Origin of the sequence: Streptomyces sp. NPDC004542 (assembly GCF_040610035.1) — a bacterium.
In the GTDB taxonomy this organism is placed as follows: domain Bacteria; phylum Actinomycetota; class Actinomycetes; order Streptomycetales; family Streptomycetaceae; genus Streptomyces.
In genome coordinates, this window is record NZ_JBEXLP010000096.1 from 1 (window position 1) to 26174 (window position 26174).

The 26174-nt window shown below is 72.2% G+C and carries 26 protein-coding genes and 1 tRNA gene; 7 read left to right on the forward strand and 20 right to left on the reverse strand.

Annotation, left to right across the window (positions count from 1 at the left end; all coding sequences use genetic code 11):
• Positions 1–55: 55 nt before the first annotated feature.
• The 3 genes from ABZX30_RS32380 to ABZX30_RS32390 all read right to left on the reverse strand — a co-directional run bounded on the left by ABZX30_RS32380 (position 56) and on the right by ABZX30_RS32390 (position 4055).
• Positions 56–877: a YceI family protein gene (locus ABZX30_RS32380; RefSeq protein ID WP_355940172.1), complete on the reverse strand. Its 822-nt coding sequence runs from the start codon at positions 875–877 to the stop codon at positions 56–58.
• 98 nt (positions 878–975) lie between these two features.
• The gene (locus ABZX30_RS32385; protein ID WP_355940175.1) at positions 976–3534 is read right to left on the reverse strand and encodes an MFS transporter; all 2559 of its coding nucleotides are present in this window, start codon (positions 3532–3534) and stop codon (positions 976–978) included.
• Between the two features lie 20 nt (positions 3535–3554).
• Positions 3555–4055 carry a MarR family transcriptional regulator gene (locus ABZX30_RS32390; RefSeq protein WP_355940178.1) on the reverse strand — a complete coding sequence of 167 codons (501 nt, stop codon included), beginning with the start codon at positions 4053–4055 and terminating at the stop codon, positions 3555–3557.
• A 206-nt stretch (positions 4056–4261) separates the two neighbouring features.
• On the opposite strand from ABZX30_RS32390, the gene ABZX30_RS32395 reads away from it, so the two are divergent.
• Positions 4262–4456: a hypothetical protein gene (locus ABZX30_RS32395; protein ID WP_355940181.1), complete on the forward strand. Its 195-nt coding sequence runs from the start codon at positions 4262–4264 to the stop codon at positions 4454–4456.
• Positions 4457–4521: 65 nt separating this feature from the next.
• Here the strand turns inward: ABZX30_RS32395 and ABZX30_RS32400 are convergent, their stop codons facing one another.
• From ABZX30_RS32400 to ABZX30_RS32440, 9 genes are all read right to left on the reverse strand, one after another.
• Complete coding sequence (locus tag ABZX30_RS32400; protein WP_355940183.1) at positions 4522–5130, reverse strand: hypothetical protein; 609 nt, start codon at positions 5128–5130, stop codon at positions 4522–4524.
• A gap of 191 nt (positions 5131–5321) precedes the next feature.
• Positions 5322–6239 (reverse strand): RNA polymerase sigma factor SigF, encoded by a 918-nt coding sequence (locus tag ABZX30_RS32405; RefSeq protein WP_355940186.1) that lies wholly within the window; start codon positions 6237–6239, stop codon positions 5322–5324.
• 337 nt (positions 6240–6576) lie between these two features.
• The gene (locus ABZX30_RS32410) at positions 6577–7404 is read right to left on the reverse strand and encodes an RNA polymerase sigma factor SigF (protein WP_355940227.1); all 828 of its coding nucleotides are present in this window, start codon (positions 7402–7404) and stop codon (positions 6577–6579) included.
• A gap of 181 nt (positions 7405–7585) precedes the next feature.
• The gene (locus ABZX30_RS32415; protein ID WP_355940189.1) at positions 7586–7879 is read right to left on the reverse strand and encodes a Dabb family protein; all 294 of its coding nucleotides are present in this window, start codon (positions 7877–7879) and stop codon (positions 7586–7588) included.
• A 5-nt stretch (positions 7880–7884) separates the two neighbouring features.
• Complete coding sequence (locus ABZX30_RS32420; protein ID WP_355940192.1) at positions 7885–8064, reverse strand: hypothetical protein; 180 nt, start codon at positions 8062–8064, stop codon at positions 7885–7887.
• An 86-nt stretch (positions 8065–8150) separates the two neighbouring features.
• A tRNA-Ser gene (locus tag ABZX30_RS32425) sits at positions 8151–8235 on the reverse strand.
• A gap of 79 nt (positions 8236–8314) precedes the next feature.
• Complete coding sequence (locus ABZX30_RS32430; RefSeq protein ID WP_355940194.1) at positions 8315–8797, reverse strand: nucleoside deaminase; 483 nt, start codon at positions 8795–8797, stop codon at positions 8315–8317.
• A 71-nt stretch (positions 8798–8868) separates the two neighbouring features.
• The gene (locus ABZX30_RS32435; RefSeq protein ID WP_355940230.1) at positions 8869–9399 is read right to left on the reverse strand and encodes a hypothetical protein; all 531 of its coding nucleotides are present in this window, start codon (positions 9397–9399) and stop codon (positions 8869–8871) included.
• Between the two features lie 304 nt (positions 9400–9703).
• On the reverse strand, positions 9704–9925 hold the full coding sequence (locus ABZX30_RS32440; RefSeq protein ID WP_355940238.1) for a hypothetical protein: 222 nt from the start codon (positions 9923–9925) through the stop codon (positions 9704–9706).
• A 94-nt stretch (positions 9926–10019) separates the two neighbouring features.
• On the opposite strand from ABZX30_RS32440, the gene upp reads away from it, so the two are divergent.
• Positions 10020–10655 carry a uracil phosphoribosyltransferase gene (upp, locus tag ABZX30_RS32445; protein ID WP_355940197.1) on the forward strand — a complete coding sequence of 212 codons (636 nt, stop codon included), beginning with the start codon at positions 10020–10022 and terminating at the stop codon, positions 10653–10655.
• 33 nt (positions 10656–10688) lie between these two features.
• Here the strand turns inward: upp and ABZX30_RS32450 are convergent, their stop codons facing one another.
• Both ABZX30_RS32450 and ABZX30_RS32455 read right to left on the reverse strand, forming a co-directional pair.
• Entirely contained in the window at positions 10689–11306 is a 618-nt protein-coding gene (locus ABZX30_RS32450; protein WP_355940233.1) for a LytR C-terminal domain-containing protein, read from the reverse strand.
• A 137-nt stretch (positions 11307–11443) separates the two neighbouring features.
• A complete protein-coding gene (locus tag ABZX30_RS32455) occupies positions 11444–11740 on the reverse strand; it encodes a type II toxin-antitoxin system VapB family antitoxin (protein WP_003999914.1) in 297 nt (98 codons plus the stop codon).
• 104 nt (positions 11741–11844) lie between these two features.
• On the opposite strand from ABZX30_RS32455, the gene ABZX30_RS32460 reads away from it, so the two are divergent.
• Positions 11845–13449 (forward strand): helicase HerA-like domain-containing protein, encoded by a 1605-nt coding sequence (locus ABZX30_RS32460; protein ID WP_355940199.1) that lies wholly within the window; start codon positions 11845–11847, stop codon positions 13447–13449.
• 19 nt (positions 13450–13468) lie between these two features.
• Here ABZX30_RS32460 and ABZX30_RS32465 read toward each other — a convergent pair whose 3' ends face one another.
• From ABZX30_RS32465 to ABZX30_RS32480, 4 genes are all read right to left on the reverse strand, one after another.
• The gene (locus ABZX30_RS32465) at positions 13469–13603 is read right to left on the reverse strand and encodes a hypothetical protein (RefSeq protein WP_355940202.1); all 135 of its coding nucleotides are present in this window, start codon (positions 13601–13603) and stop codon (positions 13469–13471) included.
• Positions 13604–13658: 55 nt separating this feature from the next.
• Positions 13659–13994: a hypothetical protein gene (locus ABZX30_RS32470; RefSeq protein WP_355940204.1), complete on the reverse strand. Its 336-nt coding sequence runs from the start codon at positions 13992–13994 to the stop codon at positions 13659–13661.
• A gap of 92 nt (positions 13995–14086) precedes the next feature.
• Positions 14087–14767 (reverse strand): HdeD family acid-resistance protein, encoded by a 681-nt coding sequence (locus tag ABZX30_RS32475; RefSeq protein WP_355940207.1) that lies wholly within the window; start codon positions 14765–14767, stop codon positions 14087–14089.
• A gap of 501 nt (positions 14768–15268) precedes the next feature.
• Entirely contained in the window at positions 15269–15862 is a 594-nt protein-coding gene (locus ABZX30_RS32480) for an HhH-GPD-type base excision DNA repair protein (RefSeq protein WP_355940209.1), read from the reverse strand.
• Between the two features lie 151 nt (positions 15863–16013).
• On the opposite strand from ABZX30_RS32480, the gene ABZX30_RS32485 reads away from it, so the two are divergent.
• The 3 genes from ABZX30_RS32485 (at position 16014) to ABZX30_RS32495 (ending at position 20953) form a co-directional block, all read left to right on the forward strand.
• Positions 16014–18149: a penicillin acylase family protein gene (locus tag ABZX30_RS32485; RefSeq protein WP_355940212.1), complete on the forward strand. Its 2136-nt coding sequence runs from the start codon at positions 16014–16016 to the stop codon at positions 18147–18149.
• Complete coding sequence (locus ABZX30_RS32490) at positions 18142–18756, forward strand: GNAT family N-acetyltransferase (protein WP_355940215.1); 615 nt, start codon at positions 18142–18144, stop codon at positions 18754–18756. The genes ABZX30_RS32485 and ABZX30_RS32490 overlap by 8 nt, the downstream gene beginning before the upstream one ends.
• Before the next feature lie 325 nt (positions 18757–19081).
• A complete protein-coding gene (locus tag ABZX30_RS32495; RefSeq protein WP_355940235.1) occupies positions 19082–20953 on the forward strand; it encodes a copper resistance protein CopC in 1872 nt (623 codons plus the stop codon).
• Positions 20954–21347: 394 nt separating this feature from the next.
• Here the strand turns inward: ABZX30_RS32495 and ABZX30_RS32500 are convergent, their stop codons facing one another.
• Positions 21348–23774 (reverse strand): helicase-associated domain-containing protein, encoded by a 2427-nt coding sequence (locus tag ABZX30_RS32500; RefSeq protein ID WP_355940218.1) that lies wholly within the window; start codon positions 23772–23774, stop codon positions 21348–21350.
• Positions 23775–24315: 541 nt separating this feature from the next.
• On the opposite strand from ABZX30_RS32500, the gene ABZX30_RS32505 reads away from it, so the two are divergent.
• On the forward strand, positions 24316–24918 hold the full coding sequence (locus ABZX30_RS32505) for a hypothetical protein (RefSeq protein ID WP_355940221.1): 603 nt from the start codon (positions 24316–24318) through the stop codon (positions 24916–24918).
• A 222-nt stretch (positions 24919–25140) separates the two neighbouring features.
• Here the strand turns inward: ABZX30_RS32505 and ABZX30_RS32510 are convergent, their stop codons facing one another.
• The gene (locus ABZX30_RS32510; RefSeq protein WP_355940224.1) at positions 25141–25965 is read right to left on the reverse strand and encodes a hypothetical protein; all 825 of its coding nucleotides are present in this window, start codon (positions 25963–25965) and stop codon (positions 25141–25143) included.
• Between the last annotated feature and the right edge of the window lie 209 nt (positions 25966–26174).

The window sequence follows — 26174 nt, forward strand, 5'->3', positions numbered from 1 at the left end:
GCGGCCGCCTGCCGCCTGCGGCCGGGTGCCGGCCGTCCGGCCGGGGCGAGCGCGCTCAGCCGGCCGGCAGCGTCTCGCCCTGGACGGCCTGGATGTCCAGCTCCACCTTGAGCGTGGTGCCGATGGCCGCGATGCCCGCCTGGAGGACCTGGTTGTAGTTCATCGCGAAGTCCTCGCGGTGCAGCCCCGCCGTCGCCCGGAAGGCCGCCCGGGTGCCGCCCCACGGGTCGGCGCCGGTGCCGAGGTAGACGAGGTCGAGGTCGACCGGGCGGACGACGCCGTGCATCGCCAGTTCGCCCTGCACGGTCCAGCGGTCGGAGCCGGCCGCCCGCAGCGCGGTGCTCCGGTAGGTGATCTCGGGGTGCCGCTCGACGTCCAGGAAGTCCGCGGAGCGCAGGTGGGTGTCGCGCATGCCGTTGCCGGTGTCGATCGAGGCGGCCCGGATGACCGCCTCGACCCGGGACTTGGTGACGTCGTCGGGCGCGATCTCGATCGCGCCGGTGAAGTCCGTGAAGCGGCCGTGCACGCTGGAGATCCCCAGGTGCTGGGCGACGGCGGCCACCGAGGAGTGCGCCGGGTCGATGGTCCACGGGCCGGGCGGGGGCAGCTCGGTGCCGCCCTGCCGGGCCAGGGTCACCGTCCCGACCTCGGCCCGTCCACTGGCGGTGACGAGGGCACTGGCGGCGGCGGGCGCGTACCCGACGGCCGTGACGATCACCGTGTACGCCCCCGGCGCCAGCTCGGTGGCGTCCCGCACCGCGCCCTCCGCGTCGGCCTCGGCGCGCAGCACCTGCGTGCCCGTCGTGTCCGTCACCGTGACGACCGCGTGCGACACGGCCCATCCGTCCCGGGTACGGATCCTCGCGGTCAGTCCCATCCCGTTGTCTCCCTGGAAAAACTGGTGCGTTGCACGTCATGGAACCGGCCCGCGGCGGGTGCGCCTCGTGGGGGCGCCCGCCACGGGCCGGGGCCGGACTACTCGCCGGGGTGGGCGAGTTCGATGTCGTGGCCGTCGACTCCGGTGCCGGAGACCGTCAGGGCCGTGGCCACCGGCGGGTAACCCGTCGCGATGACGGTGTACTCGCCGGTGTCCAGGTCGGTGAAGGCGTACGCCCCGTCCGTCCCGGTGGTGGCCGAGCCGACCACGTTGCCCGCCGCGTCCACCAGCGTCACGCGGGCGTCGGCCAGCGGACCGTGCGGGGCCCGTACGACGCCCTGGAGCTGCGCGCCGGCGTCCAGGTCGACCTCGATCCGGGTGACGCCGGTGGCGCCGATCTCGACGGGCAGGGCGCGCGGCCGGAAGCCGGCGGCGTTGACCGCGACGGTCAGCACGCCCGGCACCAGCTCGGTGAAGGTGAACTCGCCCTGCTCACCGGTGTTCCCGGTGGCCAGCAGATCGCCGCGCACATCGGTGACGATCACCATGGCGTCTTTGACCGGCAGCGCGCTGCCGGCCGCCCGGACCACACCGCTCAGTCCGCTGGTGCCGCTGAGCAGGATGTCGTACGACACCGGCTCCTCGCCCACCACCACGGTGGACGCCTGCGGCTGGTAGCCGTCGGCGGAGGCGATCAGGACGTACGACCCCGCGCCCGGCGCGTCCAGCGCGTAGGAGCCGTCGGCCTGCGCGACCGAGCGGCCCAGCTGGCGGCCGGTGAGGGAGATCAGGGTGACCGCGGCCTGCGGGACCGGGGCGCTCTCGGCGCCGCGGACGAAGCCGTGCAGCGGGGTGCCGCCCCCGCTGCCCGCGGTGGTGGGCCCGGCGACCGTGGCGACGGCCGCGAACCGCTGGGTGCCCTCGGGACCCGCCTCCGTGGCGGAGCCGGCGGCGGCCCAGCCGGGCACCCGCTCCCCGGCGGGCTCGGGCACCTCGGCGACGGCCTGCACGGCGGGGGCCTGGGCCTCGGCGACGGCCGGGTCCACGGCGGGGGCCTCGTCCGCGGCGGCCTGCGCCAGGGCGCCCTTCGTCTTCAGCGGTACCTCCTTGATGAACAGCGTGATCAGGAAGGCGATGGCCGCCAGGCCACCGGCGATGAGGAAGACGTCGGCGATGCCGTGGCCGTAGGCGCTCTCCAGCAGGGTCCGGATGGGCGCGGGCAGCGCGTTCATGTCCGGGATGCTGTCCGTGGAGCTCGAGCCGGCCAGGGCGGCGCGGTACTCGGGGCTCAGGGCGGAGACGCCGTCCTGGACGTAGTGCGTGATCCGGTGCGCCATCACCGCGCCGAGCGCGGAGACGCCGACCGCACCGCCCAGCGAGCGGAAGAAGGTGACCGTGGAGCTGGCCGAGCCGAGGTCGGAGGGCGCCACCTGGTTCTGCGTGGCGAGCACCAGGTTCTGCATCATCATGCCGATGCCGAGACCGAGCAGGGCCATCCAGATGCCCATCTTCCAGTACTCGGTGTCGTAGCGGATGCTGCCGAGCATCAGCAGGCCGGCCGTCACCAGGACACCACCGCTGACCAGCCACGCCTTCCAGCGGCCGGTGCGGGTGATGAACTGACCCGAGACGGTCGAGGAGATGAACAGACCGCCGATCATCGGGATGGTCATGACGCCGGACATCGTCGGGGACTTGTCGCGGGCCAGCTGGAAGTACTGGCTGAAGAACACCGTGCCGGTGAACATCGCGACACCGACGAACAGCGAGGCGAGCGAGGCCAGCGTGATGGTGCGGTTCCGGAACAGGCGCAGCGGGATGATCGGCTCGCTCGCCTTGGCCTCGACGAGCACGAACAGCGCGCCGAGGACGACCGAGCCGCCGACCATCGCGTACGTCTGCCACGACACCCAGTCGTACTTGTCACCGGCGAAGGTGACCCAGATGAGCAGCACGGAGACGGCGGCGGAGATGAGGAACGCGCCGCCCCAGTCGACCTTGACCTCCCGCTTGACCACGGGCAGGTGCAGGGTCTTCTGCAGCACGATCAGCGCGATGACCGCGAAGGGGACACCGACGTAGAAGCACCAGCGCCAGCCCAGCCACGAGGTGTCGGTGATGACACCGCCGAGCAGCGGGCCGCCGACGGTGGCGACGGCGAAGGTGGCGCCGAGGTAGCCGGAGTAACGGCCCCGCTCACGCGGGGAGATCATCGCCGCCATGACGATCTGCGCCAGGGCGGACAGACCGCCGACGCCGATGCCCTGCACGACCCGGCAGGCGATCAGCATGCCGGGGTTCTGCGACAGACCGGCCGCCATCGACGCGACGACGTAGATGATCAGGGCTATCTGGACGAGAGCCTTCTTGCTGTACAGGTCGGCGAGCTTGCCCCACAGGGGAGTGGCCGCGGTCATCGACAGCAGGGCGGCGGTGACCACCCAGGTGTAGGCGGACTGGCCGCCGCCCAGGTCGCCGATGATGTGCGGCAGGGCATTGGAGACGATCGTGGACGACAGGATCGCCACGAACATGCCGAGCAGCAGCCCGGAGAGCGCCTCCATGATCTGCCGGTGCGTCATCGGGGCCTGCTGGGCGCCTGCGCCTCCCCCGTGCTTGGCGTGAGCCCGCACACCGGCTGGTGTGGTCGTTGCCATGGGCTTCCTTCTCTTACGTCTTATGCGGGTGTACGGGTGGTCGTGTCGAGTACGGGTGCGGGGGCCGGGGCGGCGGCCCTGGAGTGGCCGGTGCGGCAGTCGCCGAAGCTTGCCCTGAGCCGGGTCATGAGCCGGATCAGCTGGCCGACCTCGTCGTCGGTCCAGTCGCTCAGCCGCTCGGCCAGCAGCTCGGTGCTGCGCCGGGACAGCTCGCTGACCTGCGCCTCGCCCGCCGGGGTGAGGCGCAGGATGCGCGAACGCTTGTCCGCGGGATCGGGTGCCCGCTCGATCCAGCCCCGCTCGGCGACGTGCGTCACATGCCGGCTGGTCACCGACATGTCCACGGCGAGCAGCTCGGCGAGCTTGCTCATGCGCATGTCCCCGTGACGGCTGAGCAGCGTCAGCACGCCGGCGGAACCGGCCGGGCAGTCGGGCGGCAGGATCCGTCCCAGGTCCCTTTTCACGGCGCCGAAGGCGCTGAGCTGACGCGCCAGCTCCTCGAACTGCGCCTGCTGCGCCATCACACCTCCCGTATTCGTTGCTTGGGGCAACCATAAACTTGTTTGGTTGCTGCAGGCAAACAAGTTCGGGGGTACTGGGAACAAAAACTTGGCAAAGGCATGTATTGCTGTCGTAAATGCGCAGGTGGGCGGCGCTCCGGGCGGCGTCCAGGCCTGCCAGGCCCCCCGCTTGGGCCACACTGCCGGATTCGCTAGTGTCTCGGGCCATGGCTAACACCCAAGGCCCCCAGGGCAATTACGACCCCGCAGGCAGCACCCAGATGTTCCGCGCGTTCGTCGACGAGGCCCCCCAGGGCCAGCAGCAGGCGGCCGCCTCGTCCGGCCCCCGCATCGGTCTGATCGTCGGTGTCGTCGCGGCGATCGTGATCGTGGCGGCGGTGGCCTGGCTGGCGCTCACGTAACCGCGCCGGCTGCCTCCGCCCCGCTCACCCCGCCCCGCTCGCCTCCCCCCGCTCACTTCCGCGCCCTACTCCCACTCCACGTCCACGTCGCGCGTCTCCACGTGCATGCCCAGCGGCACGCGCCAGGTTTTCACGCACACCCGCCAGGTGTGGTCCTGCCGCGCCCCGGCGCCGATCGGCGTCGGCAGGTCCTCGGCCGACCCGACCGTCGCCCAGTCGATGCCGAGCGCGTCGACGATGTGCGTGCCGAAGGTCACCGTGCCCGAGCGCACCGCCGTGCCGCCGGAGTTGTGGAAGCCCAGGGTCACGTCCTCGCACCACCGCTTGTCCGTGGCCGTACGCGTGGGCTCGCCCCAGGTGAGCGCGGCGGCGCCGGGAGCCGTGGTGCCGCTGCCGGGAGCCGGCGTGGGAGAGGGCGGCTCCGGCGTGGGAGACGGCGGCTTCGAAGCCGTACGACCGGATCCGGGGGCCTCGGCGGTTCCCGGTAAAACGGAGCCGGTGCCCCGGCCGGACGCGGACCGTCCGGGGTGGTGCTCCGTCGCCGTGCCGCTCGGCCGGGGAGTGCCGCCGTCCCGGCCGGCGGTGGTGCCGCCGCCCCGCGTGGGGCGGTCCAGCGGCACCAACGTCACCGCGTCCGTGGGGCCCGGCGCGGCCGCGTTCGGGGATCCGCCCACCGGGCCGACCGCCGTGTACCCCTCGCCGCCGCCGCTTCCGCACGCGGTCAGGGCCGCGCCCAGGCAGGCGACGGCCGCCGACGCTGCCGTGACGACTGCGCACCGGCGGCCATGAGTCGAACCGGACCCTGTCGCTCCCGTCCCTCGAAGCATCGCGCCATAGTGACTGACGCCCCGTCACATGAGAAGAGTCAGTCGGAGATGAGCCCGTCCCTGAGCTGTGCCAGGGTCCGGGTCAGCAGCCGGGAGACGTGCATCTGGGAGATGCCGACCTCCTCGCCGATCTGGGACTGGGTCATGTTGGCGAAGAAGCGCAGCATGATGATCCGGCGCTCCCGGGGCGGGAGCTTGGCCAGCAGCGGCTTCAGCGACTCCCGGTACTCCACGCCCTCCAGGGCGCTGTCCTCGTAGCCGAGCCGGTCGGCCAGCGAGCCCTCGCCGCCGTCGTCCTCGGGGGCGGGGGAGTCCAGCGAGGACGCCGTGTAGGCGTTGCCGACCGCCAGGCCGTCGACCACGTCCTCCTCGGAGACGCCCAGCACCGCGGCGAGTTCGGCCACCGTCGGGGAGCGGTCCAGCTTCTGGGAGAGCTCGTCGCTGGCCTTGGTGAGGGCCAGCCGCAGCTCCTGGAGGCGGCGCGGGACGCGGACCGACCAGGAGGTGTCACGGAAGAACCGCTTGATCTCGCCGACGACCGTGGGCATCGCGAAGGTCGGGAACTCCACGCCCCGCTCGCAGTCGAAGCGGTCGATCGCCTTGATCAGGCCGATCGTGCCGACCTGGACGATGTCCTCCATCGGCTCGTTGCGGCTGCGGAAGCGAGCCGCCGCGTACCGGACGAGGGGGAGGTTGAGCTCGATCAGGGTGTCCCGGACGTAGACGCGCTCGGGGCTGTCCGCGCCGAGCGCGGCCAGCCGCAGGAACAGCGAGCGGGACAGGGTGCGGGTGTCGATGTCCGCCGAGACCGGCAGGACCGGGGCATCGGCGGCCGGGGCCGAAGCGGGCTCGAGGGGCGTGACGTCGTCGAGGACGTCGAGTGCGTCGAGCTCCTTGGGTGCTGCCTCGCTCAGCGTGGGCGTGAGCACCTTCGAGCTGCCCTGTTCTGCGGACATGCCACCCCCTTTGGGTCGCGGGACGGTCGCGGCGGCGCTCCCACGAAGGAACGCAGCCCTCACCTGAATACCGGAGCCGGAGCCACGGCAAACACGCTTCCGGCAGAATGTCACATGTCGGCAACACGCTGTAGTGACATGTCGACACACGGGAAGCGAATCAGCCCTGGAAAGAAGGGGTCTGACGGTTTTTCGGGGCACAACTGTCGGGAAGTGCTCCGGTAGGCGATTCGCTCGCGCCGGTTATGCCTCGATCCTGCTTGCGAGTCTTATCCGTGACCCCCGGACGAACCCGTGCCCCACTTCGGTGCGCCCCTGCGCCCCTTCGTGCCTCGGCTTATGCCTCGATGCGGTTCGCGGAACGCAGCCGCTGGAAGCTGCGGGCGAGGAGACGGGAGACGTGCATCTGGGAGACGCCGAGTTCCGCGCTGATCTGAGACTGCGTGAGATTGCTGTAGTAGCGCAGGAGCAGAATTCGCTGTTCCCTCTCGGGGAGCTGGACCAGGAGGTGGCGTACCAGGTCGCGGTGCTCGACCCCGTCCAGGGCCGGGTCCTCGTAGCCGATGCGGTCGAGCAGTCCCGGCAGCCCGTCGCCCTCCTGCGCGGCCTCCAGCGAGGTCGCGTGGTAGGAGCGTCCGGCCTCGATGCAGGACAGCACCTCGTCCTCGTTGATGCGCAGCCGCTCGGCGATCTCGGCGGTGGTCGGGGTGCGGCCCAGGGCCGTGGTCAGGTCCTCGGTGGCGCTGTTGACCTGGACCCACAGCTCGTGCAGCCGGCGCGGTACGTGGACGGTGCGGACGTTGTCCCGGAAGTATCGTTTGATCTCGCCGACGACCGTGGGCATCGCGAAGGTCGGGAACTGCACGCCCCGGTCCGGGTCGAAGCGGTCGATGGCGTTGATCAGGCCGATGGTGCCGACCTGGACCACGTCCTCCATGGGCTCGTTGCGGGAGCGGAAGCGGGCGGCCGCGTAGCGCACGAGCGGGAGGTTCGCCTCGATCAGCGCCCCGCGCACCCGGTCGTGCTCCGGGGTGCCCGGCGTCAGCTCCTTGAGCTCGGCGAAGAGCACCTGGGTGAGGGCGCGGGTGTCGGCGCCGCGGCGCTTCTCGGGGGTGGGGGCGGGGGCCTCCTCCTGGGGTGGCGCAGTACTGGCCGACACGGTCAACGCCACCTCTTCATCGGTCAATCATCCGCCAAAAGCGGTCATAGCATCACAAGACATGTGCACTGTGCGCAAGCACCTCATAACGCCGTGTTGAGTGCAATTCATGACGAAAACCATCCATAAGAAGCAGTGCGGCCCCCGCCGTCCCGGCGGGGGCCGAAGGGGTGGGGGAACCCCGCGCTCAGAACTCGTAGTCGGCGATCACCCAGGTGGCGAACTCCCGCCACAGGCCGACCCCCGCCTGGTGCTCGGGGTGCTCGACGTAGCGGCGCAGCGCGTCGGGGTCGTCGAAGGCGGAGTTGATGGCGAAGTCGTAGGCGATGGGCCGGTCGCTGGTGTTCCAGCCCAGCTCCCAGTGGCGGATCTCGGGGATCCTGCCGTCCAGGGCGCGGAAGGCCGCCTCGCCGGCGACGACCCGCGGATCGTCGCGCCCGACGCCCTCGTCGAGCTTGAACAGGACCAGGTGGCGGATCATGGGGGCTAGCTCTTTCCTCCGTTGGCGGCCCAGGTCATGAACTCGCCTATGGCCTTGGCCGCGTCCGATATGCCCTCGAAGCCTATCTGGACGTAATCGGCGGCCTTGGCCGGGTCTGTGATGATCACGTACAGCGCGAAGACCACGAGTACGTACACGGCGATCTTCTTGGCGTTCACCGCCACCGCGGCCTCCCCCTGTCGCTGACTGCGCCGAGCGCTGTTGATAATCGCACAAAGGGCCCCGTCCCATGGACGAGGCCCTTTCAGGGCGGTAGCGGAGGGATTTGAACCCTCGGTGACTTGCGCCACACTCGCTTTCGAGGCGAGCTCCTTCGGCCGCTCGGACACGCTACCGAGGGAGACCTTACAGCACAGTGGGCCGTGCCCCGAAATCCGTTTTCGGGCGCGCTCCGCACCGCGGCGCGGCGGTTCCTCAGCGTTCCCGGAAGAATTCGGTGAGGAGCCGGGCGCAGTCCTCGGCCAGCACGCCCTCGACGACCTCGGGGCGGTGGTTGAGCCGCCGGTCGCGGACGAGGTCCCAGAGCGAACCGGCCGCGCCCGCCTTGTCGTCACGGGCGCCGTAGACCACCCGGTCCACGCGGGACTGCACGAGCGCGCCCGCGCACATCGTGCAGGGTTCCAGCGTGACCACGAGCGTGCAGCCGCTCAGCCGCCACTCGCCCGCCCGTCTCCCACCACCGCCCTCGCCGGAGGCGCTGCGCGCCGCTGCGTTCAATGTGGCGGCGGCCCGCCGCAGGGCGAGTATCTCGGCGTGGGCCGTGGGGTCGCCGGTGGCCTCGCGCTCGTTGTGCCCGGTCGCGAGCACCGTCGTACCGTCCCTGGACAGCACGACGGCGCCGACGGGAACGTCCCCGCCCCGGACGGCCGCACGGGCCTCGTCCAGGGCGAGCCGCATCGTGGCCCGCCAGCGGTCGCGTACCGGGTCCGGTGTCCTGCCCCGCGGTGTCCCGTCCGGGTCCGGGGCGGTCAGCGGACGGTCTCCAGCACCTCCGAGGCACCCAGGGCCTCGGCGATCGCGCCCAGCGCGTCATCCGCGTCCAGGGCGCGCAGCTCCTTCTCGCCGATGCCCAGGTCGTCGAGGATCTCGCTGTCGCCCACCGGGCTGTGCGGCACGGCGTCGGCGGAGGTGCCGTCCCCGTCGTCATCGTCGTCGGACTCGCCGTCCTCGGTGCCGTCGAGGTCCAGCGTGTCCAGGTCGGGGCCGTCGGAGCCGGGCTCCCGGCCGAGCAGCTCGTCGGTGAGCAGGAGTTCGCCGTAGGCGCTGCGGGCAGCGGCTGCGGCGTCCGAGACGTAGATGCGGGGGTCCTCCTCACCGTCCACGCGGACGACACCGAACCAGGCGTCCTCCTGCTCGATCAGAACGAGCACCGTGTCCTCGTCGGGAGAGGCTTCCCGGGCCAGGTCGGCCAGATCCGACAGGGTCTCCACATCGTCGAGCTCTGTATCGCTCGCTTCCCACCCGTCTTCGGTGCGCGCGAGCAGTGCGGCGAAGTACACCGTGACTCTCCCACTGGTCATAGGCGTGCCGGTTGGGGGTCCCCCCGGCGGAGGTTCTTGGGCGGAGAGAGCTCAGGCTCCGAGCCCCACCCACTCGGAATCGTGGCAGAAACAAGGCGTTCAGGGGACGTCTTCGGCTCCCTGTGTCCGGCAGTTTTGATCGCACGGACGCACGGACTCCTCCGCGTGTCCGCGACGGAGTCACCAGCGCACTCGTTGCCGCCACCTGCGGATCGTACGCGGCTTTCCCCGCGGTCCACGCACGGCGGTACCGGGAACACCCCCGGGAAGATCCCGCGGCGGGCTACCAGCGGAACGTGCGCATGCGCATGGCGTGTCGGAGTCGGGCCACCTTCGCCCGGCGGGGCTGGACCCGGTCGCGCAACTCCCGGGCCTCGGCGAGCTCGCGCAGGAACCGGGCCCGGCGCCGCCGGCGCTCGGCATCCGTCTCCTCGGGCGGCACGCGCTGCCGCCGCCCGGCGGTGTCCTCGGGCTCCTCGGATCGGTTCTCAGGCAGGTCAGGCACAGTCACACCACCCCAGTCCGTCCCTCCACCTTCCCCCGGTCGAGCGGTTTGATGCCAGCGCGAGGCGCGGTGCGGCGCGGTTACTGTTATCCGCATGCGTCTCCACGTCGTCGACCACCCCCTGGTCGCCCACAAGCTCACCACGCTGCGCGACCAGCGCACCGACTCCCCGACCTTCCGCCGGCTGGCCGACGAACTGGTCACCCTGCTCGCCTACGAGGCCACGCGGGACGTGCGCACCGAAGCGGTCGACATCGAGACCCCGGTCGCCCCCACCACCGGGGTGAAACTCGCCCGTCCGCGCCCGCTGGTCGTGCCGATCCTGCGCGCCGGCCTCGGCATGCTGGACGGCATGATGCGGCTGCTGCCGACCGCCGAGGTGGGCTTCCTGGGCATGATCCGCAATGAGGAGACGCTCCAGGCCTCCACCTACGCCACGCGGATGCCGGAGGACCTCTCCGGGCGTCAGGTCTACGTCCTGGACCCGATGCTGGCCACCGGCGGCACGCTGGTCGCGGCCATCCAGGAGCTGATCAGGCGCGGCGCCGACGACGTGACGGCCGTGGTGCTGCTCGCCGCGCCGGAGGGCGTCGAGATCATGGAGCGCGAACTGGCGGGCACCCCGGTGACCGTCGTGACGGCGGCCGTGGACGACCACCTCAACGAGCACGGCTATATCGTCCCCGGCCTGGGGGACGCGGGCGACCGGCTGTACGGGGCGGCCGAGTAGGCAGGCCGTCCCGGCGGGGCCCTCAGCGGGCCCTCAGCAGTCCTTCTTCTTCACGGTGGGCGCCGCCACGGGCGCGGTCAGCTCGGCCACGGCCTTGTCGGCGTCCGCCCGTGCGCTGAGGTTCTTGAACCCGTCGCCGAGGATCAGGTCGACGGCTTCGCCCTTGCGGGTGGTGTCGGTGCGCCGTTCGGCGCCGGCGAGCTGGGTGGCGACCACCGGCAGCGAGGTGTTCAGAGCCGAGGCGGGGCCGAGGAGCAGCCCGGCCCCCTTGATCTTCTTGTCGTACTGCTTGGTCGCGTTGCCCACGTCGCCGATGTGGAAGCCGCGCTTCTTCAGCTCGTCCGCGGTCTGCTTGGCCAGGCCGGTGCGGGCCGTGGCGTTGTAGACGTTGACGGTGATCTTCCCGGGCGCCGGCAGCGCCCTGGTGCGCGCTGCGGGGCTCACCTTCGTCGTGGCCGGGCACGTCGCCTCGGCACCGGACGCGGTGTCCTTCTCGCCGCCGGTGAACACGTCGATGAGCTGCACGGTGCCCCAGCCCGCGACCCCCAGCGCGGTGACGCAGGCGACGCCCAGGAAGGCCAGCCTGCCGCGCCGACGAGGCGGGCGCATCCGCGGGTACTTGTCCCCCGTGATCCGGTACTGGCCGCCCATGCCAGGGGGAGTCAGCATGCTCATGGGCGCAGCGTAGTGCCGCCCGGGCGACAGTGCCTACTAGATGATCATTCCACGCCGGTCGGAGGAACCCGAAAGGGTCAACACCACCCGAAAAGGCAACCGGTGCCGGGTGGTCAGTCGAGTTCGAGCACGCGCGCGTGCAGGACCTGGCGCTGCTGGAGCGCGGCGCGGACCGCGCGGTGGAGGCCGTCCTCCAGGTACAGGTCGCCCTGCCACTTCACGACGTGCGCGAAGAGGTCGCCGTAGAAGGTCGAGTCCTCGGCGAGGAGGGTTTCCAGGTCGAGCTGGCCCTTGGTCGTCACGAGCTGATCGAGGCGGACCGGGCGCGGTGCGACGTCCGCCCACTGCCGGGTGCTCTCCCGGCCGTGGTCGGGGTACGGCCGGCCGTTTCCGATGCGCTTGAAGATCACACGGAAAGCCTACCGGGCCAGACGTTCCGGGCGCAGCCCAGGCGACGCAGTGCGACGCTGGAAAAGACGCCGCATACCGGTCATACCGGGAACAGGGGGCTGCGATGAGTGACAGTGAGACCGCGCGGCCCGCCGCCGCTCCCGACGCCTTTGCCGACGCCCGGGCCCTCCCGGCCGAGGCCCTGCGGATCGCCTCCGGTTACGCCTTCACCGGCCCGGCCCTCGACCTGGGCGCCCTGCTCTGGGACGGCGACTGTTTCCCCGACGCCCGGATCCGGGTGCCCCTGACCGTGCTCAACCGCCACGGGCTGGTGGCGGGCGCCACCGGCACCGGCAAGACCAGGACCCTCCAGCTGATCGCCGAGCAGTTGTCGGCGCAGGGCGTGCCGGTCTTCCTGGCGGACGTCAAGGGCGACCTGTCGGGGATCTCGGCGCCGGGCGTGTCGGACGACCGGGTCCGCTCCCGCTCCGCCGAGGTGCACCAGCGGTGGACGCCGGCCGCCTTCCCGGTGGAGTACTTCGCCCTCGGCGGCCTCGGCCACGGCATCCCGGTGCGGGCCACCGTCACCGGCTTCGGCCCGGTGCTGCTGTCCAAGGTGCTCCAGCTGAACCGGACCCAGGAGCAGTCCCTGGACCTGATCTTCCACTACGCCGACGCCAAGGGCCTGGAACTGATCGACCTCAAGGACCTCAGGGCGGTGGTCGCCTTCCTCACCTCCGAGGAGGGCAAGGCCGAACTCAAGGGCATCGGCGGGCTGTCCACCGCGACGGCCGGGGTGATCCTGCGCTCCCTGACCGCGTTCGAGGCGCGGGGCGCGGCCGACTTCTTCGGGGAGCCGGAGTTCGACACCGGCGAGTTCCTGCGCACGGCCGCGGACGGGCGGGGCGTCGTCTCCGTCCTCGAACTGGCCGCCGTGCGGGAGGAGCCGCGGCTGTTCTCCACGTTCCTGATGTGGCTGCTGGCCGACCTCTTCCACGACCTCCCGGAGGTCGGCGACGTCGACCGGCCGAAGCTGGTCTTCTTCTTCGACGAGGCGCACCTGCTGTTCGACGACGCCTCCAGGGCCTTCCTGGAGGCGATCACGCAGACCGTGCGGCTCATCCGCTCGAAGGGGATCGGCGTCTTCTTCGTCACCCAGACGCCCAAGGACGTGCCGTCCGACGTCCTCGGCCAGCTCGGCAACCGCGTCCAGCACGCGCTCAGGGCGTTCACCCCGGACGACCAGAAGGCCCTGAGGGCCACGGTACGGACGTTCCCCGACTCCGCATACGACCTGGAGGAACTCCTCACCGGCCTCGGGACCGGCGAGGCCGTGGTGACCGTCCTCGGCGAGAGGGGCGCCCCGACCCCGGTGGCCGCCACCCGGTTGCGGGCCCCGGAGTCGTCGATGACCCCGGCCGACGCCGCGGCCCTCGACCGCGCGGTGGCGGCGTCCCCGCTCCGCCCGCGTTATGCACAGGCTGTGGACCGGGAGTCGGCGTACGAGAGGCTCGCGGCGGGGCGGGAGAAGGCCGGCGCCGGGAAGGGCGCTGGGGAGAGCGCGAGGCGGCCCGCGGGGAAGCCGGCCGGGGCGCGCGAGGAGGAGCCGTCCCTGGTGGAACAGGTCGTCGGCAGCGGCGTGTTCAAGTCCCTCGCGCGGTCGGTGGGCAGCCAGATCGGCCGCGAGATCACCCGTTCCCTGTTCGGCACGGCACGGCGGAGGCGGTAGGACCGCCCCCGCCGCTGCGTCAGCGGTCCCGTTCCCTCTCGGGCCGGGGCTGCGGCCGGGGTCGCTGGGGGTCCTTCCCCTCCGGCCTGGCCGTGCTGCGTACGGCCTCGGCGCGCAGCAGGGCGCGCAGGACCGCGTACGGGTCTGTGGGCATGCCTGTGTTCCTTGCCTCGTGGTGGGCGGCTGACCGGGCTCTTGACGGGAGTCCGTCAGCAGCGCAGGACCACGGAGCGCAGGGCGTACGAGGCGTACGGGGGCCGGGGCGGCGCGGGGAGGCGGCGGCCCCGGGGGCGACCGGGGGCCGGGTCGGGCAGGGGCACGGGGCGCAGGGGGACGCCGGCCCGGTGCGCGGAGCAGGAGGGCGGCCGCAGGGCCGGCTCGAGGAGGTCGTACCCGGTGCTCTCACCGGACGACACGGACGGGACGGACGGCGCGGGCGGCATCGGGGCGGCCTGCGCCTGCGCGCCCGGCACCGACAGCGCCAGCAGCAGCACGAGCACCCGCAGCCAGGCGCGGCTGCGTGGGGGGCGGCGGGCGGTGCTCATGGCAGGTCATCTCCCCGCCGGACGTACGGTGTTCCTCGCGCGCGGCACCGGATCCGCCCGCTCGGCCCATCGGGCCCGGCGCCGGCGCCGGTTCACACGGTGACCGGAAGCCGCTCGGCCCGGCTCCTGACGGCGAGCGCGGTGACGATCTCGACGACGCCGACCACCACCAGCCACCAGCCGGCGACGACGGTGAGCACGGCGATCGACGCGAAGGGCGAGACGATCAGCACGATCCCGGCGACGAAGGTGACGATCCCGAGGAAGATCTGCCAGCCCCGGGCCGGCACGGTGCTGTCGTGGGCGGCGGCGAGGGTCTGGGTGATCCCGCGGATCAGCCAGCCGATCCCGATCCACAGGGCGAGCAGCAGGATCGACTGCATCGGCCCGCGGAAGCAGAACAGCCCCAGCAGGATCGACAGGGCGCCGCTGATGAAGGCCAGCACGCGCAGTGAGGTGGCCTTGTGCGTGCCGAACGCGGCGACCAGTTGGAAGACGCCGCTGACCAGCAGGTAGATCCCGAAGAGCACACCGGCGGCGAGCAGGGAGGGGCCCGGCCAGACCAGCACCAGGATGCCCAGGACCAGCGACGCGAGGCCGGTGACCAGGACGACCTGCCAGGCGGCGCGGGACAGGGCGTGCAGGGGCCCCTCGAACGGCGGCTCCGGCTCGTGCCCGCCCGCGGCGTGGCCGGCCGTGTGCGGGTGCGCGTGCGCGGCCCGGTCGTCGAACTCCCGGCCCCAGGTGGGATCACTGCTCGGTGACTCGGTCATGCTCCATGCTCGGCCCGGCCGGAACCGGCCCGCCATCCGAACGGGTCCGCACGGATGAGCGCGCCGTGCGGCGAGCGGTGCGCTGCCCTGGCGGAGGGCTGGCGCTGCGGCTCGCGGTGCCGCGGCGGGGGCGGCCGGGTCCCCCGCCGCCCCCGCCCTTCCCGCCCTGAAGCGGCTACGCCCCTTCAACCCCGCCAGGGGTTGGGTCCCCCGCACCCTGCGAGGCTGCGTTTCCGCCGGGGTACTGGGCCGCTGAGCCCCGCGGACCCCGGCCGTTGCGGGGCCGGGCGTCCCGCGTTCTCGCGGGGCTCGGGCCCCGCGTGCCTGAGGGGCTGCGTCTGCGGGCCGTCGTGGGGCTGGGCCGCTGTGCCCCGAGGGGCCGCGCCTCGGGCCGGCCGCGATCGGCTCCGGCGCACCCGTCCCGGCACCTGCCCGGTGGCCTCGGGCCGGCCGCGATCGGCTCCGGCGCACCCGTCCCGGCACCTGCCCGGTGGCCTGCGGTCAGCCGGCGGCCTGCTCCCCGGCGGCCTTCGCCGCCTTCATCTGCTGTTTGTGGGCGCGGACCTTGGCCAGGGACTCCGGGCCGGTGATGTCGGCGACGGAGCGGAAGGACTTCGGCTCGCCGTAGGCGCCCGCGGCCTCGCGCCAGCCCTCGGGCCGGACGCCGAGCTGCTTGCCCAGCAGGGCCAGGAAGATCTGCGCCTTCTGCTTGCCGAAGCCCGGCAGGTCCTGGAGCCGCCGCAGCAGTTCCCGCCCGTCGTCGACGCCCTTCCAGACGAGTTCGGCGTTGCCGTCGTAGCGCTCGACGAGGTACTGGCACAGCTGCTGGATCCGCTTGGCCATGGACCCGGGGTAGCGGTGCACGGCCGGCTTCTCCGACAGCAGGGCCGCGAACGCGTCCGGGTCCTGGGCCGCGATGTCGTGCGCGTCGAGGTCGTCGGCGCCCATGCGCCGGGCGATGGTCGACGGCCCCTTGAACGCCCATTCCATCGGGACCTGCTGGTCCAGCAGCATCCCGGTCAGCGCGGCGAGCGGGGACCGCCCGAGGAGCTCGTCGGCCTCGGGGTCCTGGGCGAGGTGCAGGGTGACGTCCATGCCCCGATCATGCCCCGGTGCGTGGCGGAGCTCCACGCGAGCGCTGCCGCCCGAGCCGCTCACCCGCCGGCCGGTCGCGTACCATCTCGGTCCAGCAAGGAATTAGGCAAGGCTAACCTAAAGAACGGTGGAGGAAAGTGGGGCGCACAAGGTGAGAACCGGGACCTACCGCGACGCCTGGGGCATCCCGCACCTGCGCGCCGGCAGCGCACGCGAACTCGCCCGCGCCCAGGGCCGCGTCACCGCCCGCGACCGGGCCTGGCAGCTCGAGGTCGAGCGGCACCGGGCCCAGGGCACCTCGGCCTCCTTCCTCGGCGCGCGGGCCCTCTCCTGGGACGTCCTCGTCAGAAGGGCCCGCCTCGCCGACACGGCCGCACGCTGCTTCGCGGCATTGGACGGACGCGACCCCGAGACGGCGGACTGGCTGCGGGCGTACGTCGACGGCGTCAACGAAGGACTGGCCCGCGCCGACGCCCCGGAGTTCGCCCGCACCGCCCTCGCCCCCGGCCGCTGGGAGCCCTGGACCCCGCTCGCCGTCTGGCTCTCCACCCACATCCTCTTCGCGGGCTTCCCCGCCAAGCTCTGGCGCGAGCAGGCCGTACGGCACCTCGGCGCGGAGGCGGTCGGCCTGTTCGCCGCCGACGGCCCCGGCACCTCCGGCAGCAACGGCTGGCTGCTCGCCGGCGAGCGGACCACGACCGGCCACGCCCTGATCGCGGGCGATCCGCACCGCTTCATCGAGGACCCGGGCGTCTACCAGCAGATCCACCTCTCCTGCCCGGAGTTCGACGTCGTCGGCCTCGCCGTCCCCGGCATCCCCGGCATCGCCCACTTCGGCCACACCGGCACGGTCGCCTGGGCCATCACCAACGCGATGGCCGACTACCAGGACCTCTACCGGGAACGGCTGCGGCGCACCGGCGCCGGAGTGGAGGCACTCGGCCCCGACGGCATCTGGCGCCGCGCCCACCGGCACACGGAGACCGTCCGGATCGCGGGGGAGGAGCCGGTCGAGGTCGAGGTGATCGAGACGGAGCGGGGACCGGTGATCGCCGGAGGGCCGGAGGGCCTCGACGGCCCCGACCCCGCCGCCGGACACCTCGGCACGCCCACCGCCCTCGCCCTGCGCCATCCGCCCCGGGTGACCGGGGACCTCGGCTTCGGCGCCCTGCTGCCCCTCCTGCGGGCCCGCCGGGTCGCCGACGTGGACCGCGCGCTGGACGCCTGGGCCGAACCCGTCAACGTCGTACTGGCCGCCGACACCGAGGGCGGGCTGCTGCACCGGGTCGCCGGCCGGGTGCCGGTGCGGGCGGAGGCCAACCGGATCCGGCCGGTCCCCGCCTGGGAGCCGGGCCACGAATGGCGCGGCCGGCACGAGACGCCCCGCGCCGGGTTCACCGACGGCATCGCGGTGATGGCCAACCAGCGCGGCCCCGCGGCCCCGCTCGGCGTGGAGTTCGCCCCGCCCCACCGCGCCGACCGCATCACCGCCCTGCTGCGTCAGAAGGACCGGTGGTCGCCCGGCGACATGGCCGCGATCCACATGGACACCCACCTCCCCTCCGCCGCCCCCCTGCTCGGACACCTGGCGGCCCTGGCCGGCCTGTCCCCCGGGGCCGCCGCACTGCGCGACCGCCTCCTCTCCTGGGACCGCCGCATGGACGCGGCCGGCACGGACGCGGCGGCCTACGCGGCGGTGCGCGGCGCGCTCGTACGCCGGCTCGCCGCCCACCCCGCGTTCGCCGCCCTCGCCGAACCGCCCGCGTATCCCGAGGTCCTCCTCCCCTGGCTGGCCCTCCTCCCGCGCGTCGGATACGCCCTCGAACACCTGCTGACCGCCGACGACCCGTACGGCGTCGACCGCGCCGCCGCCGTCCGCGCCGCCGTCGAGGAGGTCGCCGCCGCGCCGCCCACCGGCACCTGGGGCGACCGCCACCGCCTCGCCCCCTGGCGGGCGCTGCCGCCCACGCCGACGGTTCCGTACGACGGCGCGGGTCTGTCCGGCGAGCCGGGTCTGCCCGGCGATCCGGGTCTGTCCGGCGACCACGACTGCGTGCTGTGTACCTCCGCCGTGCCCGGACTCACCGACCTGAGCGCGCGCGGCCCGGCCGCCCGGTACGTGTGGGACCTGGCCCGGCGCGAGGACAGCCGCTGGGTGGTCCCCTTCGGCGCCTCGGGCGTGCCCGGCTCGCCCCACCACCGCGACCAGCTGCCCCTGTGGCTCGCCGGGGACCTCGTCCCCGTCGTCACCGACTTCGACCAGCTCACCGAGGAGACCGATGTCTGACCCGTACGCCACCCGCGAGGCCGTCCACGAGCAGGTGACCGCGGGCTTCGGCACCGTCCGCGTCCTGCCCCTCGAGCCGCACGCCGACGCCGGGGTCCTGCACGCCTGGGTGAGCGAGGAGCGGGCCGTCTTCTGGGGCATGACGGGCCTGACCCGGGACCAGGTGGCCGAGATCTACGCCCACATGGACACGCTCGACACCCACCACGCCTTCCTGGTCCTCAAGGACGGCGCCCCGGCCGGCCTCCTCCAGACGTACGAGCCGACGGCCGACCGGGTCGGTGAGTGCTACGACGTCCGCCCCGGCGACATCGGCCTCCACCTGCTGCTCGCGCCCCCCGGGCCGGGCGGCGCGCGCACCGGCTGGACGGCGTCCCTGCTGGACGCGGTCACCTCGTACGCCCTGCGCGGCCCGGACCGGCGGCGGATCGTCGTCGACCCCGACGTGCGCAACGAGAAGGCGATCGCCCGCTTCCTCAGGCAGGGCTTCGAGGCGGGCGAGACGGTCGTCCTGCCGGAGATCGACCTCCCGGACGTGTACCTGCCGGAGAAGCGCGCCCGACTGGCGTTCCTGCGGCGGGAGGCAGCCTTCCCCGAGGACGCATGACCCATGACGGTGACGCATCACGGCCCGGTGCCCCCCGACGGACCGGTCACGCCCGCCTTCCTGGTCGCCCACTACGGCCTCGACCCGTACCGCGTAGGGCATCGGCGACGCCTGCGTCCTCCTCGCCTCCCGGATCACCGGCCACGACCTGGGGGTGGACTGTGGGGTGCAGGCGCGGCCCGCGCGGTGAGCACGACGGGTGTCCGCCGCGTACCTACAGGGAAGTACGCGAGTCCGAAGACGGAGCGGTGACGTGGGCGAAGTACGAGGACCGGACGCACGAGCCGGTGCCGCGCGGGGCGGCGGGCGGCGCGTGCGCGGGCTGGTGCTGCTGGGGACCATGCTGGTCCTGCTCCTCCTGGGCGGAGCCGGCCCCGCCTCGGCGCACGCCGCCGTCCGCGGCACCGACCCCGCCGACGGGACCGTACTCAAGTCCGCCCCCCGGCAGATCACCCTGACCTTCACCGAATCCGTCGCCCTGCTCGACGACTCCCTGCGGGTGTACGACCCCACCAACCACCGGGTCCGCACCGGCGAGGCCCAGCACGCCCCGGGCCACTCCGACACCGTCCGGATCGCCCTGCCCGCGAAACTCGGCACGGGCACCTTCACCGTGGCCTGGCGGGTGGTCTCGGCCGACAGCCACCCGGTGTCCGGCGCCTTCACCTTCTCCGTCGGCAAGGCCACCCCGACCGCCGCGCTGGTGGACCCCGGACCGGCCGAGAACCCCGCCACCGGCAGCCTCTACACCATCGTGCGGTACGTGGCGTACCTGGCCGCCGCCCTGCTGATCGGCACGCTGACGTTCGCCGCGGTCTGCCGCCCGCCCGACGCCACCCCGCTGCGGAAGGCGGTCAGGACCGGCTGGTGGACGCTGGCCGCGGCCACCGTCGTGCTGCTGGTGCTGCGCGCCCCCTACGAGGAGGGCACCGCACCGGCCGCCGCCTTCGACCTGTCCGCGCTGGCCCGCACCGCGACCGGCCGCCCGGGCCTGCTCCTGCTCACCCGCCTGGCCCTGCTGCTCGTCGCGGGCGCCGGCCTGCTGCTCCTGCGCCGCCGGGCCGCCCCGCCCGGCCGCCCCGCCCTCGCGGCCGGCGCCGTACTCGCCGTCGGCCTCGCCCTGACCTGGGCGGCCGCCGAACACGCCTCGGCCGGCATCCAGGTACCGGTGGCGATCACCTCCTCCGTGCTGCACCTGCTGGCGATGGCGGTGTGGCTCGGCGGGCTGACCGCGCTGCTCACCCTCCTCAGCCGGACGGCCGAGTCCGGCACCGTGCCGGCGGCCACGGTGACCCGCTTCTCCCGTCTCGCCTTCGCCTCCGTGACCGTCCTGGCCGTCACCGGCGTCTACCAGTCCTGGCGGGGCCTCGGCTCCTGGCAGGCGCTCGCCGACAGCTCGTACGGCCGGCTCCTGGTCGGCAAACTGGCGGCGGTGGCGGTGCTGCTGGTGATGGCCGCCCTCTCCCGGCAGTGGACGGCACGGCTGGCGGCGGTCGAGGTGAGCGAGGCCGTACGGGAACGGGTGCCCGAGCCGGTCGGGGCGCGGCCGGCACCGCCGGAGCCGGAGCCCGCCACGGAGCCGGAGCCCGCCACGGAGCCGGAGCCCGCCACGGAGCCGGAGGACGCCCCCTCCCGCCCCACCTCGCCCTCCTCCCCTCCCTCCCCTCCCTCCCCTACCTCCCCGTCCCCGGTCTCCCCGCTCGACGTCCACCGAGCCCTGCGCCGCTCGGCCCTGGCCGAGGTGGCCGTCGCCGTCGCCGTGCTGGGGATCACCACGGTGCTCACGGGCACCCTGCCCGCCCGCGCGGAGGCCGCGGCCGCGGCGGACGGCTCGGCCCCGGCGACCGTCGGCATCCCGACCGCCTCCGTCACCGTCGTCCCCTTCCAGGCCGGCCAGGGCGGCAACGGCAAGGTGCAGATCACCCTCGACCCCGGCCGGGTCGGCCGCAACTCCCTCGAGGCGGTGGTCTACGGCCCCGACGGCGGCCTGTCCAGCGTCCCCGAACTCCGCATCTCGCTGAGCCTCCCCGCCCAGAAGATCGGCCCGATCGACACCAGGATCACCGACCGCGGCGGCTACTGGGCCGCCGACTCCCTCGACGTCCCCCTCCCCGGCACCTGGACGATGAAGGTGACGGTCCGGGTGTCGGACCTGGACCAGGTGACCGAGTCGCAGACGGTACGGATCACGCGCTAGCCGGCCCGCCCCGGTCGCGGCCGGCAGGCCGTCTTCGAGCGCAACCGGTTTCACGGCTGAGGCTCAGGAGCTCGGGCGGTCCCTCTGCTTCCGCTTGATCACGTCGGCCAGCCACTGGCCACCGGTTGCGGACATCGCCATGGCTACAGCGAAGGACACAGAGTCCCCCCCAAGAACGGCCAAGCAACACGTGCCAGGCCACGGCACCCAAAGCCCAGACGGGCACCGTGCAGACCAGCGCCCATGACCACCGCACCCAGCTGGGACGCTCCCGTAGCCAAGCGCCCGCGCCGCCTGGACCCCGCCGCTCCGTCATCCCCGTGCAGCTACCCCCGGCGGTACTGTGAGGTGCTCACGGGGTGGCACCCCAGGCACCCGGCCTGGCCGCCGAGCCCTACGCGGGCATCACGCCATGGATGCGGGAGAGAGTGAAGACGCGTTCCGCTTCGCGCAGGTGGCACCACGCGTCGAGGTAGGGCGGGTCGAGTTCCAGGTCGCTGAGGGTCCGTACGGTCCGGTTGCCCGAGGTGGCGATGTACTCGACAGTGATGGCCGCACCGGTGTCGATGGCATGGGCGATCTGGCGGACGTCGCTGTACGACAGGTGCTTCGCGTATCCGGCGACGATCTCCTCGGTGTCCGTCGCGAAAGGCACCCCGCTACCGAACGGGTCGGGTTCCGGTGCACTCGGCGGGGCCTTGAGCAGGAGGTCGGCCAGGGCGTCCATCCCGGTGTCGGTGGGCACGTCCGAGGCGCGGGTCGCGGTGGTCCGGGGGCCGCGCCGCCTGATGTTCCCTCGCGGGGGCGGGACGGCGGCGGCCCTCTGCGGCAGGCGCTTCTCGATGCGTACCGTTCCCCCGGCGGTCTCGGCAACCGGGGCGTAGCCCGCGGCACGGAGCGCGGCGAGAGTCGTCGCCGGTGGGCTGCCGCTGACCAGGACCGTGGGGGCGAGCTGCCGCAGGGCGAGCTTGGACAGTGCGCGGTGGGCAGCGAGTTCGGCCAGGAGCGCGGGTTCGTCGCCGTGGATGACACAGGCCGCGGGGGCGATGCGCACCCGTCCATGACCTCGCGCGGTGTCGGCGATGAGATAGGTCAGCGGCTGTGGCAGGGCCGTGGCGGAGCTACCGGCCAGGTCGGCTGCGATGTCGTCCGGAGTGCGGCCGGCGTCCAGGGCCCGGCGGATACTGCCGGCACTGAAGCGCCATACCGACGCTGTGCCACTGGTCTCCCGGTCAGCCACCGAATCCAGCAGCGCCGAGAGTCGCGCGGACGGGGTGCCGGTGACGACGGCGGTGAGGTCGGCGCCGATCCGGGCCGTCGTGGTCGCGGGGGGCAGCAGCCGCCGGGCCGTGATGTCGAGCTCTTCGTCGGTGTGGGCCGCCAGGTGGGCACCGAGTGGGGACAGCACACCCCGTGCCAGCACGCCCAGCAGTTCGCCTTCGCGGATCACGGTGTTGAACGGTGCCGTGTCCTCGGGCGAGGCGTCGTCGGCGAGCGGACGGTGCCAGGCCACGAGCGGCCCCAGCTCCGAAGCGACCTTCACACCCTGTCCTGCCGGGAGCCCCGCCGCCGCGGTGAGCAGCCCGTGGCGGGCTTGCAGACAGCCGCCGCAGGCAGGCGCACCGGCGAGCGCCGGAAGCGCCTTGTTGTCTTCGTCGCGCGCCCGGGTGGGGGTGAGCGGGAGGTCCCGCCATGCCCGGAGCAGTACGGCGAGTTGTTCTGCGGGCTCCTGCTCGGCCCAGGTGTCGTACGCCTCGGTGGGAGGTACGCGATCACCGTCGCGGGCCAGCAGTCCGGCGGCGTACGCGGTCTCCAGGGCGATGCGTACGACGGCGTCGTCCGCTTGGGCGGCCCTGCCGAGCCGGGCCAGTTCCCGCGCGCCGATCCCGCCCGACTTCAGCCGGGCCGGTGGGGCGGTCGCGCACGCCGAAAGGACGGAGGCTGCCTGGGCCGCGAACGCGGTGGCGGCCACCGCGGTCTCCCGCTCCACCTCCGCCGAGGTGATGGGCACCAACTGTGGGACGGGCGGCAGAGGTTCGAACGGAGCGTGCCAATCGGGTCCCCGCAGAGCCAAGGCCACCTCGGCCGGCATCCGGACGGGTCCGTACTGGTGACGGTCCTGGAGCAGAAGCCCGCGGTCGAGTGCCCATCGGCCGCCTGGTGGGAGGTCGCGGTCAGGAGCCCCGAACACGACGAACAGTGACTGACGCGGCGTGGACCTGGCTCTCTGCTCGAGCAACTTTCGTGTGGCCGCCGGTGCCCCCGCCACCAGCGCGGCGACCCGCTCCGCGCTACTGTGATGCTCCACCAGGGCCGCGAGTCGCTGCTGCTTGGTGCCGGGTGGCTTGAGACCCAGGACCGCCAGCATGCCGCGCAGTTCCTCCGAGGTGGTGCCGGCCAGCAGTTCCTCCAGCGTGGCGTCAAGTCCCAGGGGCGTGCTCCACGCCTGCCGCAAGGGCGTAGACATGCGGAGTACCTCGTTGCCGTCGTGCCACACGAGCGCCCGATCCGACAGCGCCTCCAGGGTCGCGTCCAGCGCGTGCACCGCCGCAGGGGATGTCGAGCCGAGCAACTCCGCGAGGCTGTCGCGGGTCGCTCGTGCTCCCAGGGCTGCCAGCGCCTCGGCGGCCTGCAAGCACGGCAGCGTGAGTTGCGGCAGGGCGAGTGCCACGGACCCCGGACGTTGGAGACGGTCCGCCAGTTCCCCCAGCGAACGTGGTTCCGGAGAGGAAGCCGCGTCCTTCCGCATGGCGAGTACGCGTGCCAGGCGGGAACGGTCGAGTTCGCTCAGCCAGGTCGCGAGCGTCGATCGGGACTTCATGAGGGTGCACCTCGACAGACGGGAAACGTCACAAGCGGGCCGAAGCCGCTTCGGCGCCAACGCCAAGGATGGCGCAGTTCCATGATCCGCGGATGTCGTACGAAGACAGAGCCCGCGGCGCCCCCCACCGGCCCAGCCCGACGAGACGAGCCGACGGCAGGAGAAGATCCGGCCGCCCGCTCGCCGAAATATTCTTGATGAGAGCATGTAAATGCAACCAAAACTGCAACCAGTGCACGACGAAAAGCCGAGCCGCGATTGCGGCTCGGCTCCTCGTTCCGCCTGTTCAGGCGGCTGCGGAGGATACGAGATTCGAACTCGTGAGGGGTTGCCCCCAACACGCTTTCCAACTGTGGTGGTGGGATGCGGCGGTGTGTACAAGGGCGTTCACCTGCGTTCATGGGTGGCTGACGGCCGGGATGTGTGCGCGGGCAGGTCTTCCCTGAACGAGCCTGAATGCTGCTGAATGAGACGGAAACTGAGACGGAGCCCGCACATAACTCGGGTGACGGTTCGCTGCGGTCGGCGCTACCGTGCGGCGGTGATCAGCAATGAGGGAGTACGCCTGGGCGCGGACGCCGCACGTCGTCTGGCGCAGACAGGCCTCTACGAGTTCGAGCCGGGGCTGACGGACGCCGAGTTCGGGCGCATCGAGCGTGAGTACGGCTTCGAGTTCGCGGACGATCACCGAGCCTTCCTTGCGGCTGGCCTCCCGGTCAACGTCCCTCCCGAGGACGGGCAGACCTGGTCCCGGCCGTGGCCGGAGTGGAGGGGCGGCGATCTGGACAGCTTGCGTCGACAGCTCGACTGGCCGGTTGAGGGTGTTCTGCTCGACGTTGAACACAACGCGTTCTGGTACGAGGGCTGGGGCGAGCGTCCAGCAGACGGAACGGCTGCACTGGCTAAGGCGCGGCATCATCTGGCGGAGGCGCCGGTGCTGGTGCCTGTCTATGCACACCGATACCTGCCTGCCGGCCGAGGAAGCTTCAGGCATCCGGTGCTCTCGATGTGGCAGACCGACATCATCTATTACGGCCTGGACCTGGCCGACTACATTCACCAGGAGTTCGACGAGGCGCGCGGTGAGGTCGACGAGAGTTGGAGCCCGCGAGCGACGGCCCTCTTCTGGCGGGACCTTCTCTGACTTCCGGGGGAGCCGGGGCAGGGGCGGGCGCCCTCAGCTTGGGAAGCTGCGGGCATTTGCGGAGGGTCCGCGTGCTGACCTGCGCCAACGGTTGAAGTGCGGTGTCGCAGGGCTCGGTTCTTTCACCGTGGTTCCCCGCTGTTCCCCGCTCGATCTGGTGCGCTTGTGGTGCAGGACGAACGGAAGCTCGTCGTCACGGTTACTGCCCGACCTGGCTTGAACTCACCGAAGGAACGGCAGACGGCGACGATCGGCACCAGTAGCCCGGTTACGGAGGTCTGCGTAGCGAGTCACTGATGCTTTGCTCGCGGTTCGCACCCAGACAGGAGCTCCAACCAAAATTCGCTGTGCCCCGCTCATGCTGCCTCTGAGGCGCCAGCGATCCTCGGTCAGCACAACGTCGGTGTAGATCTGGGCGAACCATTCGCTGTCATCGGCATGTCCGAGCGTGTATCCACGTGTCCAGGGCTGGCCGTCCTGCTCTCCTTGATCACCGGAGCTCCCCTGATACAGCGCTACCTTCAGGGCCTCGACGGACAGCGACTCTGGATCGTCCCATTGCGAGGTGTTCTCTCCACCTCGACTCTCCAGCAACTCAGCGATGGCGTACCAGGCGGAGGAGAACCAACCCGTCTCAGGCGCATCTTCAGGACGAAGCACTCGGCCAAGGAAGTTGTCCATGCTGCCGAAGAGCACGAGATCGATCTGCTGGCCTCGGACACTGGCCGTCCTGATGTGAAAAAGTGCTCCCTTGTCGCGCTCGGGTCCCGCCGTGAACCTGGCCATGTGGACCTGTCCGACTCCTTTTGCGAACCGGGCACGTGGCGGCGTGTCGAAGGCAACGATGGCCTGAGCACCGAGGGCTTTCTCGATCTTGCGCGCCATTTCGAAGCGGGATAGGTCTCCACGGTCCTTGTTACTCACCTCGGCCCCAACCCCCTGCGGTGCCGCCTTGACCGCCCAGTTGACGCGACCTTTGAAGTTGATGCCGTTGTCGGATGCAATCGCAGCCACACGGCGATCTGACCAGTACAAGTAGCTGCCCACACCGTCTCCGCGCACCGCTAGCTCTCCCTGCGTCATCGTTCGCGTCCACCGGGTTGGCTGGGACACGTACGTACTATCCCAGTGAGGGGCTGGAGTTGCGGCGCCCTTGGTCAATGAGCCTTTTCCATCCTCAGTCTGAGCTGGTCAGATGAAGGGTCAGGACGGCCTGGACGAGTTTGGTGATCCGGGTGGTTGAGCACCGGAGCTTG

What these genes read in the sequence shown, in the direction of transcription:
- ABZX30_RS32500 (WP_355940218.1), bottom strand. Translation starts at nt 23,774, where the DNA reads ATGAAGTCCCGATCGACGCTCGCGACCTGGCTGAGCGAACTCGACCGT.
- ABZX30_RS32450 (WP_355940233.1), bottom strand. Translation starts at nt 11,306, where the DNA reads ATGGGCGGCCAGTACCGGATCACGGGGGACAAGTACCCGCGGATGCGC.
- ABZX30_RS32395 (WP_355940181.1), top strand. Translation starts at nt 4,262, where the DNA reads ATGGCTAACACCCAAGGCCCCCAGGGCAATTACGACCCCGCAGGCAGC.
- ABZX30_RS32490 (WP_355940215.1), top strand. Translation starts at nt 18,142, where the DNA reads ATGTCTGACCCGTACGCCACCCGCGAGGCCGTCCACGAGCAGGTGACC.
- ABZX30_RS32390 (WP_355940178.1), bottom strand. Translation starts at nt 4,055, where the DNA reads ATGGCGCAGCAGGCGCAGTTCGAGGAGCTGGCGCGTCAGCTCAGCGCC.
- ABZX30_RS32480 (WP_355940209.1), bottom strand. Translation starts at nt 15,862, where the DNA reads ATGGACGTCACCCTGCACCTCGCCCAGGACCCCGAGGCCGACGAGCTC.
- ABZX30_RS32460 (WP_355940199.1), top strand. Translation starts at nt 11,845, where the DNA reads ATGAGTGACAGTGAGACCGCGCGGCCCGCCGCCGCTCCCGACGCCTTT.
- ABZX30_RS32430 (WP_355940194.1), bottom strand. Translation starts at nt 8,797, where the DNA reads ATGCGGCTCGCCCTGGACGAGGCCCGTGCGGCCGTCCGGGGCGGGGAC.
- ABZX30_RS32470 (WP_355940204.1), bottom strand. Translation starts at nt 13,994, where the DNA reads ATGAGCACCGCCCGCCGCCCCCCACGCAGCCGCGCCTGGCTGCGGGTG.
- ABZX30_RS32385 (WP_355940175.1), bottom strand. Translation starts at nt 3,534, where the DNA reads ATGGCAACGACCACACCAGCCGGTGTGCGGGCTCACGCCAAGCACGGG.
- ABZX30_RS32405 (WP_355940186.1), bottom strand. Translation starts at nt 6,239, where the DNA reads ATGTCCGCAGAACAGGGCAGCTCGAAGGTGCTCACGCCCACGCTGAGC.
- ABZX30_RS32475 (WP_355940207.1), bottom strand. Translation starts at nt 14,767, where the DNA reads ATGACCGAGTCACCGAGCAGTGATCCCACCTGGGGCCGGGAGTTCGAC.
- ABZX30_RS32465 (WP_355940202.1), bottom strand. Translation starts at nt 13,603, where the DNA reads ATGCCCACAGACCCGTACGCGGTCCTGCGCGCCCTGCTGCGCGCCGAG.
- ABZX30_RS32415 (WP_355940189.1), bottom strand. Translation starts at nt 7,879, where the DNA reads ATGATCCGCCACCTGGTCCTGTTCAAGCTCGACGAGGGCGTCGGGCGC.
- upp (WP_355940197.1), top strand. Translation starts at nt 10,020, where the DNA reads ATGCGTCTCCACGTCGTCGACCACCCCCTGGTCGCCCACAAGCTCACC.
- ABZX30_RS32380 (WP_355940172.1), bottom strand. Translation starts at nt 877, where the DNA reads ATGGGACTGACCGCGAGGATCCGTACCCGGGACGGATGGGCCGTGTCG.